This is a genomic window from Nocardia sp. NPDC056100 (genome assembly GCF_042266325.1).
In the GTDB taxonomy this organism is placed as follows: Bacteria; Actinomycetota; Actinomycetes; order Mycobacteriales; family Mycobacteriaceae; genus Nocardia.
On sequence record NZ_JBHJVY010000005.1, the window covers coordinates 201,121 to 219,487 of the forward strand.

14 protein-coding genes are annotated in these 18,367 nt (G+C 68.3%); 10 read left to right on the forward strand and 4 right to left on the reverse strand.

All coding sequences use genetic code 11. The features are described from left to right. Positions 1–10: 10 nt before the first annotated feature. From ACFC0O_RS37610 to ACFC0O_RS37645, 8 genes are read left to right on the forward strand one after another with little or no spacing between them, the layout of a single operon-like run. Positions 11–3,526, forward strand: a complete 3,516-nt coding sequence (locus ACFC0O_RS37610; protein ID WP_375966760.1) for an AMP-binding protein — start codon at positions 11–13, stop codon at positions 3,524–3,526. Between the two features lie 2 nt (positions 3,527–3,528). Then, positions 3,529–3,804 (forward strand): acyl carrier protein, encoded by a 276-nt coding sequence (locus tag ACFC0O_RS37615; RefSeq protein WP_375967140.1) that lies wholly within the window; start codon positions 3,529–3,531, stop codon positions 3,802–3,804. Then, positions 3,797–4,891 carry an SDR family oxidoreductase gene (locus ACFC0O_RS37620; RefSeq protein WP_375966762.1) on the forward strand — a complete coding sequence of 365 codons (1,095 nt, stop codon included), beginning with the start codon at positions 3,797–3,799 and terminating at the stop codon, positions 4,889–4,891. The genes ACFC0O_RS37615 and ACFC0O_RS37620 overlap by 8 nt, the downstream gene beginning before the upstream one ends. After that, entirely contained in the window at positions 4,879–5,568 is a 690-nt protein-coding gene (locus ACFC0O_RS37625) for an ABC transporter ATP-binding protein (RefSeq protein ID WP_364633164.1), read from the forward strand. Before ACFC0O_RS37620 ends, ACFC0O_RS37625 begins: the two co-directional genes overlap by 13 nt. After that, entirely contained in the window at positions 5,568–8,048 is a 2,481-nt protein-coding gene (locus tag ACFC0O_RS37630) for an FtsX-like permease family protein (protein WP_375966763.1), read from the forward strand. Before ACFC0O_RS37625 ends, ACFC0O_RS37630 begins: the two co-directional genes overlap by 1 nt. Next, complete coding sequence (locus tag ACFC0O_RS37635) at positions 8,048–10,741, forward strand: phosphoenolpyruvate synthase (RefSeq protein ID WP_375966764.1); 2,694 nt, start codon at positions 8,048–8,050, stop codon at positions 10,739–10,741. Before ACFC0O_RS37630 ends, ACFC0O_RS37635 begins: the two co-directional genes overlap by 1 nt. Next, a complete protein-coding gene (locus tag ACFC0O_RS37640) occupies positions 10,741–11,361 on the forward strand; it encodes a hypothetical protein (RefSeq protein WP_375966765.1) in 621 nt (206 codons plus the stop codon). The genes ACFC0O_RS37635 and ACFC0O_RS37640 overlap by 1 nt, the downstream gene beginning before the upstream one ends. Continuing rightward, positions 11,358–12,233, forward strand: coding sequence for a hypothetical protein (locus ACFC0O_RS37645; RefSeq protein WP_375966766.1), 876 nt, complete (start codon positions 11,358–11,360; stop codon positions 12,231–12,233). Before ACFC0O_RS37640 ends, ACFC0O_RS37645 begins: the two co-directional genes overlap by 4 nt. On the opposite strand, the gene ACFC0O_RS37650 is transcribed toward ACFC0O_RS37645, so the two are convergent. Further along, positions 12,168–13,757, reverse strand: coding sequence for an FUSC family protein (locus ACFC0O_RS37650; protein WP_375966767.1), 1,590 nt, complete (start codon positions 13,755–13,757; stop codon positions 12,168–12,170). The genes ACFC0O_RS37645 and ACFC0O_RS37650 overlap by 66 nt on opposite strands. A gap of 21 nt (positions 13,758–13,778) precedes the next feature. After that, entirely contained in the window at positions 13,779–14,867 is a 1,089-nt protein-coding gene (locus ACFC0O_RS37655; protein WP_375966768.1) for an HtaA domain-containing protein, read from the reverse strand. 238 nt (positions 14,868–15,105) lie between these two features. Between ACFC0O_RS37655 and ACFC0O_RS37660 the strand changes: the two genes are divergently transcribed. Beyond that, positions 15,106–16,077, forward strand: a complete 972-nt coding sequence (locus ACFC0O_RS37660; protein WP_375966769.1) for an Acg family FMN-binding oxidoreductase — start codon at positions 15,106–15,108, stop codon at positions 16,075–16,077. 76 nt (positions 16,078–16,153) lie between these two features. Here the strand turns inward: ACFC0O_RS37660 and ACFC0O_RS37665 are convergent, their stop codons facing one another. Further along, positions 16,154–17,374, reverse strand: a complete 1,221-nt coding sequence (locus tag ACFC0O_RS37665; RefSeq protein WP_375966771.1) for a serine hydrolase domain-containing protein — start codon at positions 17,372–17,374, stop codon at positions 16,154–16,156. A gap of 236 nt (positions 17,375–17,610) precedes the next feature. Between ACFC0O_RS37665 and ACFC0O_RS37670 the strand changes: the two genes are divergently transcribed. After that, positions 17,611–17,838 carry a hypothetical protein gene (locus ACFC0O_RS37670; protein ID WP_375966772.1) on the forward strand — a complete coding sequence of 76 codons (228 nt, stop codon included), beginning with the start codon at positions 17,611–17,613 and terminating at the stop codon, positions 17,836–17,838. Positions 17,839–17,860: 22 nt separating this feature from the next. Here ACFC0O_RS37670 and ACFC0O_RS37675 read toward each other — a convergent pair whose 3' ends face one another. Then, complete coding sequence (locus ACFC0O_RS37675) at positions 17,861–18,322, reverse strand: SRPBCC family protein (RefSeq protein ID WP_375966774.1); 462 nt, start codon at positions 18,320–18,322, stop codon at positions 17,861–17,863. Positions 18,323–18,367: the final 45 nt, after the last annotated feature.

The window sequence follows — 18,367 nt, forward strand, 5'->3', positions numbered from 1 at the left end:
GGAACACTCGATGAGCGCGACGGACTGCGCCGAATTCACGCTGATGTGCGGCTGGCTGCTAGACCCGAACCCGGACACCGGAATCGACCTCGCCGATGAGGCCGACGGCTGGCAGCGCCGCACCTACCCCGAATTGCGTACGGCCGCATGGCGTATCGCCGCGCTGCTGCGCGAACGCGGGGTGCGCCCCGGCGACGGTGTGTGTGTGGTGCTGCCCACCGGCTTCGACTGCATAGCCTCGATGTACGCGGTGTGGGCCTGCGGTGCGACGCTGAGCCTGGTGCCGCCGCCGGTATTCGGCGGCGGCGAGGAGTACGTGGCGCACCTGCGCGGCATCCTCACGCAGGCGCGACCGCGCATCGTGCTGACCTCGGGCGATATCGCCGAAACCATCAAGCGCGCCACAGAAGTTCTGACGGGCGCGACCGATGCGATGGCGGGCGCGGCCGACCTGCTGGACGGCGCGGCCGGTGCGCTGGACGGTGTGACCGAAGTGCTGGTCCTGCAAGGCATTCCGGACGCCGACGGCGAACCCTTCGAGCGAGCACCCGTACCGGCTGATGATTTCGCACTCGTGCAGTTCACCTCGGGCTCACTGGGCACGCCGCGCGGGGTGCGGATCAGCTGGCGGAACCTGGGCGCGAACACCTCGTTCATCACCTCGGCCGTGGACTGGCGGTCCGGTGACGTCACGGTGTCCTGGCTGCCGCTCTATCACGATATGGGTCTGATCGGCGGCCTGCTGGCCAGCGTCGCGAAACAGGGCGAGCTGCGGTTGATGCGTCCGGATCAGTTCGTCCGCGATCCGGGCCGCTGGTTGCGTGCTCTCGCGGGCGCGCACCATTCGGTATCGCCGTCATTCGGCATGGGCTACACCGCCAAACGGGTGCAGCCCGCCGAGCTCGAGGGTCTGGATCTGTCCGGCCTCCGGTCGCTCATCACCGGTGCGGAGCCGATCGATATCGCCGATGTGCACGCCTTCACGACGCTGCTCGCGGATACCGGGTACCGCCCGGAGAGCCTGCGCCCGGCCTACGGTCTGGCCGAATCCACGCTCATGGCAACGATTTCCGTGGCGGATCGAATGCCCACCGCGCTCCGGGTGGACAGCTCGACGCTGCGCTTCGGTGCGGCCGTGCGGGTGCTGGCGACCGCGGTCGTGGATGGCGGCGCACTGCCCGAGGCCGGGTGGGTGGTCGGATTGGGCTGCTCCACAGCCGAATCCACCATCACGATCGTCGATACCGAGGGTGCGCCGCTCCCGGAGGGCGTACTCGGCGAAGTGGTGATCGCGGGACCGTCGGTGGCCCAGGGCTATCAGCCGATCCCGGGTGAGCCCGATCGTGAGGGCGCGACGCGTTTCATCGACGGCGCGGTCCATTCCGGCGATGCCGGATTCCTGCGTGACGGCCAGCTCTACGTGCTGGGCCGCATGGGCGCGAGCATCAAGGTGCGCGGCAAACCGGTGTTCATGGAGGACGTCGACCATCGCGTCGCACACGAAACCGGCCTCGCCAAACACAGATTCGCGGCCGTCGCCATGCAGGGCACCGGCGCGGATCAGGGCATCGTGCTGTTCGCCGAGGCACGGCCGGGCGACTGGATCGAGGTGGCGCGCAAGGTACTGCGCGGTGATCTCGGCCCCGCACAGCAGCTGACCATCGTGACCGGCCGGGCCGGTCTGATTCGCCGCACCTCGAGCGGTAAACCCCGGCGCAGGCTCATGTGGGAGCTGTATCGCGGCGGCGAACTCGGCGACGACGTCACCGTGCACGGTGCGCTGCGCGGCTCCGAGGTGACCGCGGCCGGACCGCGCCGCCCGGCGCAGGCGCTGCTGACCGACGGTGAGATAGCGGACCTGCTGACTGCGGCCCTGGCGGTGGTGGACATTCCCGCCGATTCGACCGTCCTGCTGGAGGGTTCGATCGCGGAGGGTTTCGGTAATACCGGCTCCGATATCGATTTCCTGGTGGCCGTACCGGGTGCGGATCCCGCGCCGGAGATGCCGACCGTGCTGTTCCTCGGCGGTCGCCGGGTGGAGATCCGCACCCGATCGCGGGCGCAGCTGGAAAGCCAGCTCGCCTACGCGAGAAACGCGCTGCCCCAAGACGATTCCGACTCGACCGCCCTGATCGAACTCAACCAGGACGTGCTCAATCGCTGCCAGCGATTCCTGCGCGCCACCGTGGTCCGGTCCGGTGCGGTCGATGTCGAGGAGATCCGGAAGCAGTACCCCTACGCCGAGTTCGCCGCGCTCATGAGCGCGTGGTGGTTCGCCCGGGGACAGCAATCGCTGCGCCAGGCCGTGGCGATGGCGGCACTCGAGGCGTGGCCGGAGGCGACCGGCTGGGCGCGCGATGGCCTGCTCGACGCGATCAAGGGCTGGGCCGCCGATCGCGGCGAGACCTATATCGAATCGAAGTGGATCGGCCCGCAGCTCGATCGCATTGACGAAGGCGAAGTGGCGCAGCGGTATTACTCGCTGCTGCACCGGCTTACCGACGACGTGAGTGGTCCGGGCATGCTGGACGAGGTCCTGGAATTCGTGGTGACCCTGGGTCACCCGGTCGTCCCGAACGATCCGAAGATGGTGCGGCTGAGCCGGATCGGCGGCATTACCTCGTGGCCGATCGACGGCCGCATTCATGTACTGCGCGCCGATCGTGAGGTCTTCGTACTGTCGGACGGCGCGGCGAAAGCCTGGCGCTCGGTGGTATTCGGCCGCTCGCTGGCCGATGTGACCGCCGGTGCGCGTGCGTCCGCGCACGCCGATCTCGCCGAGTTCACCCGGCTCGGCCTGGTCGGCCTGAGCTGGCGGGACGCGGGTGCGCTGCGGCCCGCCGTGGCCATGGTCAAGGTGATCGGCGCGTACACGCCCCCGCCCACCACCGCGCCCGTCCTGGTCGGGCTGGGCGGCGGCGCACGGGACGCGGATCGGTCCGTCACACTGTCCCCGTTGCCCGCGGCCAGATTCACCGAATGCGCCTCGGCGCTGGTGTGGTCGAACGTGATCATCGAGAACGCCCGCGAAGATCTGGTGGGCGCGCTGGAACAGCGTCAGGGCCGGGTCGCCGAGGCCGCGACCGAGCGCCTGGTGCGCGGTGTGGTGCGAATGCTGCTGTCCACCAATGGATGTGCGCCACTACCGCCCGATATCGCCGCGGTCGCCACGCTCGATCGACTGCTCCCGCAGAGCGCGGACCGGGCCGAATTGATCGCGCGGGTGCGCGCGGCACAGGCGGTGCGCTTCACCGAACTGATCGAATCCGGCACCGAATACACCGGACTCGCGACGGTGGACGCCCTGGTCGATATCGCCAGGGGCGTAGCAGATCTCACCTTCCCGGCCGCCTTCGATTCGCATGAGCAATGGCGGCGCACCCTGACCATCACCTACGACTGGCTGCGCCTGGCCGCCTATCTGAACACCGAACTTCCGATCGACGAGGTGCAGGACCTGCTGGCGTCCGGTGGCGCCCAGCCGCATCAGCGTCATCGGGCCAGTGAAGGAGAAGTGAACCGTTGACCGTGATTCCGATCGACGCGGCGACCATCGCCGCACGCACCCGCACCCTGATCGCGCATATGGCCCCCGAGCCGCCCAGCGCGGTCCGCGATGAACAGCGGCTGATCGAGGATCTCGGCTTCGATTCGATCCGCCTGATGGAACTCACGGTCGCGCTGGAACGCGGCTTCGGCCTGCCGCGCTACGCCCCCGAACAGTTGACGAATGTGCTGCGGGTCGGCGATGTGGTGACCCTGGTCGCCACCACCCTCGGATCCGTGGGCGGTACGCGTGAGTGACTCGAAGGCGGTACTGGTCACCGGTGCGAGCGGTCTGGTCGGAGCGGAAGTGGTGGCGCGGCTGCGGGCGCGCGGGATTCCGGTCGTGGTGCTCACCCATCGCACACCGCAAATCGTGGACAGTCGCGGCACTCGTATCGACGCGGTCGAGTTCACCTGTGGCGCAGCCGAAGTCGCGTATGTGAAGGGCGATGTCCGGGAGCCCGGTTTCGGGCTCGCCGCGGACGCGCTTGCCCTGTTGCGCGAGCATGTCGGCACCCTGGTGCATTCGGCCGCCACCACCGATTTCGATGCCCCCGAACGGGATTACGCCGAACTCAACGTGGGCGGCACCCGGCATGCGGCCGAACTGGCTCTGTCCTGGGACATTCCGCTGGTGTACGTGAGCACGGCCTATGTGTGCGGTCGCCGCGAAGGGTTCATCGAGGAGGATTTCGCTTCCGGATCCGAATCCTTCGGCAACGGCTATGAGCGCAGCAAATATCTTGCCGAACAACATATTCGGAACCTGCCCGGCCTGCGCTGGACGGTTGTGCGCCCCGGCATCGTGACCGGGCTGACCGGGTCCGGGGCGATTCGCGATTACAAGAACCTCTACAGCGTGGTCAAACTGATCGTGGAGGGCAAGCTCCGCAGCCTGCCCGGCCGCTACGACGCGACCCTGACCTTCGCGCCCATCGACTACGTGGCCGATGTGATCGTCGCCGCCGCAACGCGATTCGATCAGGCGCAGGGCAACACCTGCCACGCGGTGGGCGCGAACGCCACCTCGCTGCGGGCCATGTCCGAGATCTTCGCCGAATACCCCTCCTTCGAGGTGGCGCGCTTCGTACCCGCGTCCACCTTCGACCCGGCGGACCTCGATGCCGTCGAACGCGAGTACTACCTGCGGATCGGCGCGCAGTACACCAACTATTTCGACAGCCGCCGCGACTTCGGCACCGCCGCCGCGACCGAACTGCTCGGTGCGCCCCCGCCGGACACCGGACCGGACTATCTGCGCGTGCTGCTGGACCACTGCCTCGAAACGGGCTATCTGGGAACGCCATTGGCGAGTATCGAGGAGGTGCTCCAGTGCTGGAGCTGAAAGACGTATCCAAGTCGTACACCATCGGCGAACAGCAGGTGCGGGCGCTGTCCACGCTCAACCTGAGTTTCGAAGCGGGCACGTTCAGCGCCATCGTCGGCCCGTCGGGGGCCGGGAAGAGCACCCTGCTGCATATTCTCGGGGCCCTGGACACTCCTGATTCGGGCACGGTGGAATTCGAGGGCCGCGCGCTGGGTGCGCTCGGCGATGACGGTCTCGCCGAATTCCGGCGCCGCACCGTGGGTTTCATCTTCCAGTTCTTCAATCTGCTGCCCACCATGAGCGCCTGGGAGAACGTCGCGCTGCCGCTGCTGCTGGACGGCGGCACGCTGCGCAAGGCCAAACCGCGCGCGCTCGAACTGCTCGCCTTGGTGGATCTGGCCAACCGCGCCAACCATCGGCCCGCCGAACTGTCCGGCGGTCAGATGCAGCGTGTCGCCGTGGCCCGTGCGCTCATGCTGGACGCGCCGCTGATCCTGGCCGATGAGCCCAGCGGCAACCTCGACTCCAAGACCGGTGCGCAGCTCATGGAGTTGCTGGCCTCGATCGCGCACGACACCGAACGGCGGCGCGCGGTCATCACGGTCACCCACGATATGGTCGCGGCCGCGGCCACCGACCGGGTCATCACCCTGCGCGACGGCGGCGTCAGCAGCGACGAGAAGAGTGCCGCCTGATGCTCTCCGCCTGGGATCGACTGCGGTTCCTCAGTATTCGCGATCTGCTCGTGCACCGGGGGCGGGCGCTGGCGTCCATCGCGGTGGTGGCGGTCTCGACGGCGCTGCTGGTGACCGTGCTGTGCATCATCGGCTCCATCGATCAATCCATCGATCGGGTGGCGGCCGGGCTCGGCGGCAATGCCGTGCTCGAGGTCTCCGGGGCCTCGGACAGTGGTTTCCCGGCGGCGGTCCGCGATGAGGTGGCCCGGGTCTCGGGTGTGACGGCGGCGGTTCCGGTGGTTCGCACCGCGGTGAGCACCGCGCGCGGCACCGTGCTGCTGCTCGGCACCGATGCCACCGCCGCCGCGCTCGACAGTCCGATCAAGAACGAATTGACCGGGCACGCCGCGGCATTGACGACCGTCAAGGACGGCGTGCTGGTGGGTCCGGACACCGGATTCGCCGTGGGCGATCGGATCGCGCTGCGCGGCGGTGAGGTCACGGTGGCCGGGGTGCTGGACAGCCCGGAGGCGGCCCGATTCAACGGCGGACGCTATCTGCTCGCACCGCTGCCACTGGCGCAGCGGGCGGCCGGTAAATCCGGGGTGCTGGATTCGGTGCTGATCATCGGCGACGGCGGTGCGGACGCGCTGCGGCCGGCGGTGAGCAAGGCCGTGGCCGGGCGCGCCGTGGTGACCGAATCCTCCGCCGAAGCGAGCAAATCCAGCAATGGCGTCATGCTCATTCGCTTCACCGCGGTCGCGGCGGCGGGTATGGCGTTCCTGGTCGCCGGATTCCTCATCTACACGGCCATGGGTATGGCCATCGCACAGCGCCGACCGGTGATCTCCATGCTGCGCTCGCTCGGCGGGCGGCGGCTCACCCTGGTCGGAGATCTCCTGCTGGAGACGGCCGTGCTGTCAGCCCTGGGCGCGCTGCTCGGTGCGGGACTCGGTGTGCTGCTGGGCCGTTACGCCATCGAGCGACTGCCGGATCTGTTCCTGCAAGCCGTGAGCGCGCGCATCGAATTCATCGTGCCGGTGTGGGCGATTCCGCTGGCGGTCATCGTCGCGGTACTGGTCTGCGTCGGCGCTGCCGGTCTGGCCGCGCGGCAGGTGTACCGGGTCTCCCCGGTGGAAGCGCTTGCCCCCGTGGGCGTCTCGGTCGCCGATGTGGTGCGGCCGCGACTGCGGGTGGCGGCCGGGGTGGCGGCGGTGGTGATCGGTATCGGCGCGTTCGTGGCGACCCGGCAGCCCGGTATCGCCGCGAACGCCGGAATCACCACCATGTTCACCGCCGAGGTGCTGCTCGGCTTCGCGCTCGGCGTGCCGATCGTGCGCGCCGCCGCGTGGGTGGCGAGCCGGTTCGGCAGTGCCGGTGAGCTCGCGGCCGAGGCCATTCGGCGCTCGCCGAAGCGCGCCTGGGCGACGCTGATGACCGTCAGCGTCGCGGTGGCCGCGACCTTCGCGATCAGCGCGGGCAATACCAATGCCGTTGACTCGACCAAGGATTCGTTCGCGGCGCTGCGCGGTGCGGATGTCTGGGTGTCGACGACCCAGGCGGGGACGTTCCCCACCGGACCATTGCTGGCGACGGATCTGCCGGAGCGATTGCGGGCGCTGCCCGATGTGGCGCAGGTCGTCGAGGGCCAGGCCGGGTATGTCGCGCTCGGCGGTAAACGGGCCATGGCGTTCGGGCTCGCACCCGGCGCGGCCAGCCCGTTGCTGGCGGCCGTGGACTCGAAGGTGCGTCAGGCGGTACTGGATGGTCAGGGCGTGATCATGTCCAGTGATCTGTCCGATGCGCTGAAAGTGAAAGTGGGGGACTCGGTTTCGATGCCGACCGCCACGGGGGAGCGCGCGATCACCGTGCTCGCCACGGTGCCGTTCTTCTCCGGCCTCAATGGCGCGATCGGCATGGCGCTCCCGAACATGCGCGAGTGGTTCGCCCGCCAGGGGGCCTCCACGCTCGAACTGCACGCCGCGCCCGGCATCGATCCGGACCGGCTGCTGACCGAGGTGCAGGGCGTACTGCCCGCCGGGACCCTGGCCTATACGGGTGCGGCGGCGGTCCAGGGTTTCGGGGATTCGCTGAACCAGGCCACCCGGCTCAATCACCTGATCTGGATCATCGTGGTGATCATCTCCGCTGTGGCGCTGATCAATACGCTGCTGCTCTCGGTGCTGGAACGGCGGCGAGAGCTCGGGGTGCTGCGGGCCATCGGATCGAGCCGGCGGCTCGCCCTGGCCATTGTGCTCGCCGAAGCCGGAGCGATCGGTATCACCGGCGGCGTGCTGGGGCTGATCTTCGGATCGGTGGAACAGGTCATCGCGGATCTGGCCTCCGCGCGCGCCTGGAATGTGGACGTCGAATTCGTGCCCGTCCCGGCGGCATTCACGCTCGCCGTCGGTGCGCTGGTGATCTGCCTCGTCGGCAGCCTCATACCGGCGTGGCGGGTGGCACGGATGAACATTATCGAAGCGATCGGAGCCGACTGATGACCGTGCTGTCAGAGAACGCAGCAGCGCTATTGCACGCCGGTGACAGTGTTACCGAAGCGGACGGGAAGCTGGTGGGCGGCAAGGCGATCGGGCTGGCCCGGCTGCTCGGCACCGGTGCGCGCGTTCCGGAATGGTCGGTGGTGACCATCGAGGCATTCGACGCGCACCTGCGATCGGGACGGTTGCCGGAGCTGTATCGCGGAGTCGCGGCCGCGACGACCGATGCCGAGCGCGCCGCGGCAGCGACCGTGCTGCGCGAGGCGATTGTCGAATCGCCCGTCGACGCCGAATTGACCGATGCTGTAACGGAATTCATGCGTGGCAGAGGACCGATCGCGGTCCGCAGTTCGGCGGTCGGTGAGGACGGTGCGGACCGCTCGTACGCGGGGATCTTCGAGAGCTACCTGTTCCGCACCGATGCCGACCAGGTGCTGGACGCCATTCGGCGGTGCTGGGCTTCGGCTTTCAGCGCGCGGGCACTGCACTATCGCGGCGACTCCGAGGCCGCCGCGCCCGAAGTGGCGGTGATCCTGCAGGATATGGCCGATGGTGAGGTATCCGGAGTCATGTTCACCGGCAACCCGATCACCGGCCGCATGGACGAGGCGCTGATCAGCGCCTGCTGGGGGCTCGGCGAGGGGATTGTGAGCGGGGCCTGCGCCACCGACGAATTCGTGCTGTCCCACAGTGGATCCGAGCTCACCACGCGGATCGCGGACAAGGACGTCGAGTACATCCGCGATGCCGCGGGCGGTGTGCGCGAACAACCGATCGACGGCGATCGCCGCACCCGCCGCTGCCTCACTGCCGAGCAGACCTCGCTGCTGGTGCGCGAAGGCGTGCGCATAGCGACCGCGCTCGGCGGACCGCAGGACATCGAATGGACCGTGCGCGGCGGCGAAATCGTTGTGCTGCAAACCCGTCCGATCACCGCGGCCGCCACGGCCGCCGATCCGGCCTCGCTCGGAACCTGGCGTGCGGTGTGGGACAACAGCAATATCCAGGAGAGCTTCAACGGGGTCACCTCACCGCTCACCTTCTCCTGGGCGGCGCGGGTGTACGAGGTGATCTTCACCGAGACGCTGCGCATGATCGGCGTGCGCGAACCGGTCATCGCCGCGCACGATCAGGTGCTGCGCAATATGGTCGGACTGGTCTCGGGCCGGGTGTACTACAACATCGAGAACTGGTACCGGGTACTGAGTTTGGCCCCGTACTTCCGGCGGAACAAGGAAGACGTCGAGCGCATGATCGGCGTCGAGAACCCGGTCGACTTCATCGAGGGCATCCATCCCGGTCTGCGCGAGCGACTGGTGCGCCTGCCCCAACTGCTGCCCGTGGTCGCGGTGCTGGGCTGGCGGATGGCCAATCGCGGTGCGCTGGTCGATCGATTCCAGCAGGAGGTCGGCGCGGAGGTCGATCGGATTCGGCGCGCCCAGGCCACCGCCACCGATCTGCGGGAACTGCTCGAGCTGGCCGATCAGGGTTTGCGGCTGTTTGGGCGCTGGTCGGTGCAGATGATCAACGATCTGTATCTGAGCAATCAGGCCGGGCGGGCGCGGCGGCTGCTGGCCAAAGACGGGACGCCGGTGCCCGAGGAGGTGGTCGCCAGACTGCTCGCTTCGGAGGAGGCGGTCGAATCACTCCAGCCCACCGTGATTCTCATGCGATTGGCCGGGCGAATTCGCACGGACGCGGCGCTGCGGGAAGCGGTGTTCACCGGCGATCCGCGCACCGGCTACGACGCGGTGCGGGAGGCTTCACCCGCCGTGCGGCAGGTGCTCGACGACTACATCGAGCTGTACGGCGACCGGTGCATGGGCGAGCAGAAGCTGGAAACCGTTTCGCTGCGCCAGGATCCGTCTTTCATCGTCACCGTGCTGCGAAACTATGTGAACGACAACGGGATCGACGCGGACGAACTCGAACGCACCCATCGCGCACGACAGGAGGTGTTCGAGCGCGAGGTGCTCGATACCCTGCCCGCCGCGCGCCGCACCCGCCTGATCGCGGTGCTGCGCAAGGCCCGGCGTGCGGTGCGCGACCGCGAACGAGTCCGGCTCACCCGGACCCGGATCATCGGCGTCGGCCGGTCGGTCTACCTGCGCATCGGTGAATTGCTCGCCGCCGCAGGGCAATTGGATGGGCCGGGGCATGTCTTCTACTTGACCATGGAGGAAATCCAGGCATTCGCCGAGGGCAGGTCCATGACCTCGGATCTGGGGGCGCTCGCCCGCAACCGCATCGCCGAATTCGCCCGCTACGAACTGGTCGAACCACCGAACCAGTTCGAGACCACCGGCCCGCCGTCGCTGGCCGCCGACACCGCGGTTCCCGATGCGGCCGTCGCCGATTCGGCGACATTGCGCGGAACCGGTTGCTGGCCGGGCATTGTCGAGGGCGACGTGCAGATTGTCATGAGTCCCGAGGACGATCTCGACGTCACCGGCAAGATCCTGACCACCCGCCGCACCGATCCCGGCTGGGGGCCGTTGTTCCCCAGCGTCAAGGGTCTGCTGATCGAACGCGGCAGCACACTGTCGCATTCGGCCGTGCTGGCACGCGAACTCGGCATTCCGGCGGTGGTCGGGGTACCGGGGCTGATGTCGATCGTGCGCGATGGCGAACGCGTGCGCCTCGACGGTGGGTCCGGCGTGGTGCAGCGGCTCGACTGGGCGGGGGAGAGCTGATGCCCACCGTGGTGTGCATCGCGGGCGGTGACGCCTCGGGGAAGAGTACCCAGGTCGCTGCCGTCTCAGCGGTCTTGCGAGACAGGGGAATTCGCGTCGCGGAAGCAGGGATCTGGGATGCCCTCGACGCTCCCGCCATCGCATCGCGACTGCCCTTCCGTGACCGCGACGAGGTCTTCGGCTATCTGCGTGTGCTGCGCCCGCTCTCACGCGCGCTCTTCCTATTCCATGCCGTCCAGGTCGCCGTGGAGCTCGCGGCCGATACGGAACCGGAGGTGATTCTGCTGAATGCCTACTGGTACAAGTACTTCGCCACCGAGGTCGCGCACGGCGGCGACGCCAGCGCCCTGCGCGCATACGCTTCCGGCTTCCCCGAGCCGGATCTGACCTGCTACCTGAAGGTATCCCCGCAGACCGCGCTGTCCCGCAAGCTCGAACGCAGCGATTACGAAAGCGGATACGGCGATGCGGACACCTTCCTGAGGTTCCAGCAGCACAGTCAGACCGTGCTGGACGGCCTTTCCCGCGAACTCGGCTGGCGAGAACTCGACGGTACCGCCGATCCGAACACCCTCACCGCCACCATCGCCGCCGCCATCCCGATCGGCGCGGCGCTATGACCGCACCCCATCGCATAGCCGTGGTGGGCATCGACGGCAGCGGCAAATCCGAATTCATCGCCCGGCTGCGCCACCTGGCCCCGCCCGATGAACGCTGGATCGCCTTGAGTTGCCCCGACTTCCACCACACGCCGAACGGCCCGCTGCACGAGCTGTCCCGCCAGCTCAAAGCGGTGAGCGATGCGGCGGACACGGTCGGCTATCGGGCCGTCAAGGCCGCCGCCCTGTACCTCCGCATGACCCTCTACGGCCCGGTCGAAGACTTCTTCCGCACCACCTTCGACCCGAATGTGCTGGTCTGCGAACGCCACCCACTCATCGAAACCCTCGTCTACGCCCCGCTCTACGCCCGCATCGCCCAGAGCGAACGCAGCGATCCAACCCGCCTGGCCGATGTGTTGGCCCTCGCCGACCAACTGCAACCCGGTGCTGCACCGGCCGTAAAAGCCTGGCAGCGAACCGAATCCGCCCGCGTCCACCTCGGCGCCGACCTGGAGACCACCCTCGACGACATCGTCACCATCCTGTCCCACCCCACCGCCACCGCACTGGAACGCTTCTCCACCGCCTACCGCACCACCCTCCCCGACACCATCCTCTGGCTGGACACCCCACCCGAACAAGCCGCCCGCCGCTGCGCCGCCCGCGGCAGCATCGAAACCCATGAAAGCCCCGCCCACCTGACCGCACTGCGTGCCAACTACCTGCGCACCCTCGATGAGCTACGAATCCTGTTCCCGGAAATGGCGATTCATCGCATCGAGAACACCGATGCGGACAGTCTCGACGAGATCGCCGGGCGGGCACTACATCTTGGCGCCCGGTGGGACCGCGCGGCATGCGGCGAGCAGGTCGTAGCCCGAGTGCAGTAGTTCGGCGTGCGGGGGCCAGACCTGTTGGGCCCAGTGCGGATCGTTGTGGGTGGAGTCAATTCCGGCGCGCATCGCGCCGATCAGGTCGAATTGCAGGTCGCGGCGTAGTTCCAGGATCGGGGGCGCGTCGGCGGCGGCCTCGCGCAGGCGGTCGCGCAGGACGGTGGTGCCGGTGCGGACGCGGTGTTCGGTCCAGGTGAAGGTGCGGCGGTGGGCGCGGGGGAGGATGAAGCGCAGGGCCAGTAGGGCGATGATGACGCCGATCGCGGTCTCCACCAGGCGATCTCGCATGACCGCGCCCACCGCCTGGCCGTTCGCGCCCGCGCCGCCGGCCAGCAGGGCGACCGGGGTGAAGAAGATCGCGGCTACCGAATAGTTGCGGGTGATGAAGAGCTCTACGCCGAATTGGAGTACGGCGAGCACCAGGACGAGAGCGAAACCGGTGGGGGACAACTGGATCAGGGCCGCGAAGACCACGAGTCCGGCGGCGGTGCCTACCAGGCGGTGGATCGCGCGGACTCGGCCGTGTACCCGATCCGGTCCGGCCTGCAAGATGATGAGGGCGGTCAAGATTGCCCAGTGCGGGTGATCCGAGCCGCTGAGTCCGCCGAGTACGCCCGCCACGACGACGGCGCAGGCGACGCGTACCGAAGTGACCGCCGCGTGTGAGTCCCAGTTCAGCGACCGCAGCAGTCGATACCGGATTGTGGGGCGTGCCAGGGGAATTCCCTGCGCGTCCGCCTCCGGATCGGTGGTTCCCAAGCGCCGATGCGCCGAAAGCAGTTGCAGCGTCGCGCCTTCGGTGTCCTCGGACAGTCCGGCGTCGTAGACCGTTCCCCAGGCATTCCACAGTGCTTCCGCCGCGCGATGCCGCTGGGCTGCGGTCGCCGTGCCCTGATCGCGTGCGGCCGCGTACTCGTCCACCGCTCGCACCGCCAGGGCCACCGCGATCCGTTCCGGCTGATGCGGTGCGATCAGCCGCCCAGCCATCGATACCAGCAGCGCGCCCGCGACGCCGAGCGCGGTCGCGATCATGATCCCGTCCGCCCCCACCCCGGAACGGGTCGCCGCGAGCGCACCCGAACAGGCCACCAGGAAGAACATCACCCCGGGCGGCCCCAATCGGGCGGCATCGATCAGGTACACCCCGAGCACCGCCAGAACCGGCAGCACCGCCACATCCACCAGCCAAGCCGCGGTGCCGGTGCTCGGCGTGGTCGCACCGACCGCGATACCCAGCCCGACGCATGCGAGCAGGGCCGCGCCCGCGATCGAAATCACCTGCCACCGAACGCGATACGCCCGGCCCTCGCCGTACATCACCGCGAACGCGCCGAAACAGACGAACAGCGCCCAGTCCGCGCGACCGCAGGCCACCAGCAGCGCTGCGGGCAGACCGAACGCCAATGCCGTGCGAAGCCCGGCGTCCCAGCGCCAGCCACCCGGAGCAAACCGCAGCAGCAGCTTGCTATCTGGGACTACGGATGGCGGGCGTTCTCCTGGCAAATCACGGTCGGGGGTCACCGTCCCATACAAGCACGGGTGTCAGTAGCGGAAGCTGACGGGCGCGGCGGCGCGGCCCGCATAGAGCTGCAATGAGGCCGGGGTCAGCACCGGTTCGAAAGTGGCTGATACGTTCTGCCATTCGGTGCGGCCCGGGGTGGCCGGGGCATCGAGCCGAGCCACCCGGATGCGATGCAGTGAATCGGTGCCGATGGTGTCCGAGGTGGAGGTTTCCGCGGTGAGCCAGGTTCCGGCACTGGTGAATTCGATCCACGGATTCGCCAGTGCGATCTCGCCGAGGTGGAATCGGGTCGAGGCGGTGATCGCCCCGCGATAGCGCACGGTGCCCAGACCGGTGCGCGGATCGATATCCGCCTCGTCGAGTGCGAAGGTCAGCGCCTTATCGCGGACGCCCGCACCGTCCGCGCCGGTGACCGATCCCTGTAGCGTGCCGGTCACGGTATCGGCGAATCCCGGTGCGAGAGACCAGCTCAGATCGGCGCTGGGCGCCACGCGTGTGTTCGGGCCGGGTGCCGGATCGAAACGCACCGGGGCGGACAGCTCCTGATTTGCGTTCACCGCCTCGGCCGCGGCATAGGTGTAGACGCCGTAGACGGCATCGGCGGGCAGCTTGCTCGGCTGCGACACTTCGAGCACGGCGGTGAAATCACCGTTCGCGGACAGTGGCACCCACTGGTTGCGAATGGTCCGCTGGAGATCGAAGGGAACACGCGGCACCTGGTTCAGCGCGGGCTCGCTCAATACCCACTGCACGGCCGAGCGGGTTGCCGCGCGCGATGCGGTCGGCGCGCCCGTCGAAGGCCGCCACTCCGGGGCGAACGCACCGAAAGTGATGAACGTCCCATGCGGGACGCCCGGCGGAACGGGCACGGGCAGCCCGTCGGTATTGGCGGCCGGATCGAAGCCCGCACCCTTGACCGTGATCCGGTCGCCGGGATGCAGCACGGTATCGCCGAGCGGGGTCACGCCATCGGCGGCGAACAGTTCGATCGAGGGCCCGGACGGTGCCGCCGATGCCGGGAGCGCGGGCACGAACGCGGCACCGGCCAGAACCGCCAGCGCGACCGCGGGCACTCGTTTCGGGACCGAACGCAGCGTTACTCTCGTCATGTAGGGCATCCTAACCAAACTCTAAAATACCCAGTTCACGAAGGTATTTTGCGAGCTGAATCACCCTCTGCGAGTCCTGGCCGCGGGCAACTGGTCATGGCGATAGGGCAGCATGGAGGTCACGATCGCCGCCCGCGTCCCCGTTGGAGCGGCCCGCCGGCGCCATGCGCGCCGGCGATATCGGAAAGTGAAGGCGCATGATCGACCAGAGCGTAGTGGCGTCCGAAGGTACGGGCGCATGATCGACCGGAGCGCCTTGGCGCAGGCATTCGAGACGGCCGTCGGCATGGCCGCCCGAGCGCCGTCGATACACAACACCCAGCCGTGGCGCTGGCGTCTCGACGACGATGTCATCAATCTGTTCGCCGATCCGGAACGCCACCTGCCCGCCGCCGATCCGGACTCGCGCGGTCTGGTGATGAGTTGCGGTGCGGCACTGCATCATCTGCGTGTGGCGCTCGCGGTACTGGGTTGGCGCTCCCAGGTGAAGTATCTGCCCGATGCGGCCGATCCGAATCATCTGGCCGCCGTCACGGTCACCCCGCACCCGCCCGAACAGGGCGAAATCGAGCTCGCCGCCGCGATCGTGCACCGGCAGTCCGATCGCCGCCGCTTCGGTCCGCGCCTGGTCACCCAGTCGCATCTGCGCCGCATGTCCGCGGTCGCACCGCACTTCGGGGCCGCCGCCCGGCAGGTGCCCGCATCACTGCGCGGGGCCCTGGCGCAGGCCAGTCATCGCGCCGCCGACCGGCATGCGCTGGACCCGCGCTATCAATCGGAGATGGCGCGCTGGAGCGGCAGGCACGGCTCACCGGACGGCGTCCCCGCCGCCAGCGCGCCGCCCGCGCGCACCGCGGACGAGATCATGCTGCGCACGTTCGCGAGTCCGGAGCTCAGCGATGTCGACACCGAGGCCGACAGTTCGGAATGGCTGGTGATCTGCACCCCGGCCGATGACCGCCGCGCACATCTGCGCGCGGGTGAGGCCGCCAGCGCCCTGTTGCTCACGGCCTCCAGCCTCACCCTGTCTAGCTGCCTGCAATCCGAACCACTCGCCATGCCGGACCTGGCCGCCGCCATTCGTACCGAGGTGCTCCAGGACGCCGCGTACCCGCAGGCCATGGTGCGAGTGGGGTGGGCGGCCGCGGGCGCGGCACCACTCCCACTCACCCCGCGCCGCCCCGCCGACGATGTGATCGACGTGAGCTAGCGAAACCCGCTGTGCGGCGCGGCTTTTGCCGGGGCGGGCAAAGCCGCGACCGCACCCGGGTCCAATTCGTCGGTGTCTAACCGGCTTCCGCGTAGCGATCCGCCACCGGGGCGGTTTCGGCCGCCGCCATTGCCGCGCGCTGTGCCGAGGCCGCCAGGAACGGCAGCCGGGTATCGGCCACCGAGGTCGGGATGCTGCCGAGGTGGTTGGTGACGAAGCCGATCGAGAGCCCGAGCGTGGGAATGGCGATGCCGCCGGAACCGCCGAGGCCGAAGTGGCCGAAGGCGCGGCGGGTGAGCTTGGTGCCGACGATGGCGCGATGGTAGCCGCGCGCGAATTGCGGTGCGGCGCCGAGCACATAGTCGTAGCGGCTATTGGCGGGCATCCGGGCGATGGCCGCGGCGGTCTCCGGATTCAAGAGCCGCCGATGCCCGAGCTGACCGTCATTGGCGAGCGCGCCGTACATCTTGCCGAGCGCGCGGGCGGTGAAGGTGCCGTTCCAGCCCGGCATCATGGCGTCGTACGGCAGTGGGCCCGTGGTCATATCGGCCCAGCCGTCATAGACCGCGCCGCGTGCCGAACGCACCTGGCGCACAGCGGCGAAGGGCGCGATGAGGGTGTCCATCGGAATGCGGGCGATGCCGAGTCGCGGCCCCAGCGTGGCGACCCGATCGCGTTGGTGTTCGGGCACGCCGAACCAGAAGTCGTTGTCGCCCAGCGGTTCCGCCAGTTCGGTACGCAGCACATCGCGGAAGTCCCGCCCGGTGGCGCGCTGTGCGATTTCGGCGATCAGGGTGCCGAAGGTGATGGCGTGATAGCCGGAGGCCCGCAGCCGCATGGGATCCGGTGCGGAAGCGGCGATGGCCGCGGCGACGCGATCGTGATCGAGCAGCTCATGCGCGTCCGGCAGCAGTCCCCGAATCCGCTGCAATCCCGCCCGATGACTGAGCACGTCCTGGATTGTGATGTCGCCCTTGCCATTCGCCGCGAACTCCGGCCAATAGGTCGCAACCGGCGCGTCCAACGCCAGTACGCCACTCTCGATCAACCGATTGGCCACGGTCGCCGCGACACCCTTACCGGTCGAATACGACAGCGCGATGGTGTCGCCCCGCCACCGCTGATCCGGCGCGGCCCACCCCGCCCACACATCCACCACCGGCTCCCCGTGCAGGTAAACCGACAGCGCCCCACCGCCCTGCCCCCGCCGCCGGAACATACGGAAAAACCTCGCCGCCACCCCCGTGAATCGATCATCGATCACCATGGACGTAGTCGCAGCCAGAGCACCCGGCATCGTCAGACTCCTTTGTCTGTCCCGCTCACAGCAAAGCCAGTGCTAACAACTGCAAGCATCTTGCTAACCAACTGTAAGCGAAAGAGCCCCCGCACCGAATAGTTCTGTCCCAGGAATCAACGGGGGTGGAATGCCCAGCGGTGGCGATGTGGCGGGGATGTAGTCCGGGCTGAAGTCCCTCGGGTGGGGGACTTTGGTCACTCCCGCGCTGTCGTTCGGGCGATCAAGCTTTCGGTATGACCGATGGATACGTGGCGGGGCCGTTGCGGCCGATGCGTGAGCGGGATTTGGTCGAGGCGATGGTCGATCGGCTGTTCTCGGAGTTCGGCGATCGGTTTTCGCGGCGGTGGGTGGTGTGGATCGTGCGGATGTGCCTGCGGGATCTGGCGGGGAATCCGCCCGGGGCCATGGCGGAGTTGGGGGAGCGCTCGGCTCGGCAGCGGCTGCTCGAGATCGCCTGCTGACCTCGGGCGGCGGATTTCGCTGTCAGCGCGGGGTTTCCACGTAGGCCTTGATGCGTGCGAGGGTTTCGCGCATCCCCTCGACATTCGTCTTGCCGCGCGTCCAGCCCGCGAGCAGCCAGTACAGCCGGATCGGCGGCGAGTTGTGCAGTTGGAAGGATTCGGTGACCGAGGTGCCCGAGTCCGTCGGTTCGAGTTGGTAGCGCCAGGTATTGATTTCCATACCGCCCGGACCGAGCACGGTGAAGGCGAATTCACGGCCCGGTTCACACGCGACGACCCGGCACACCGTGGAGTACTTGAGCCCCCACCCATTCCGATTCACGTGCCCACGGAACTTCGCTCCGACAGCAGGTCCCGTCGCCCGCCCGATCCACTCCGCCCCGAACGTCTCCGGGCTGAACCGGCCCACATTGGTGACATCGCTGATCAGATCCCAGATCGGTTCCGGTGCGGCCGACATATGGACGGTGACTGAGTCATGCATGAGCCAGAGCCTACGTGTGTCGCCGGGATACACGAATCAGCGGCG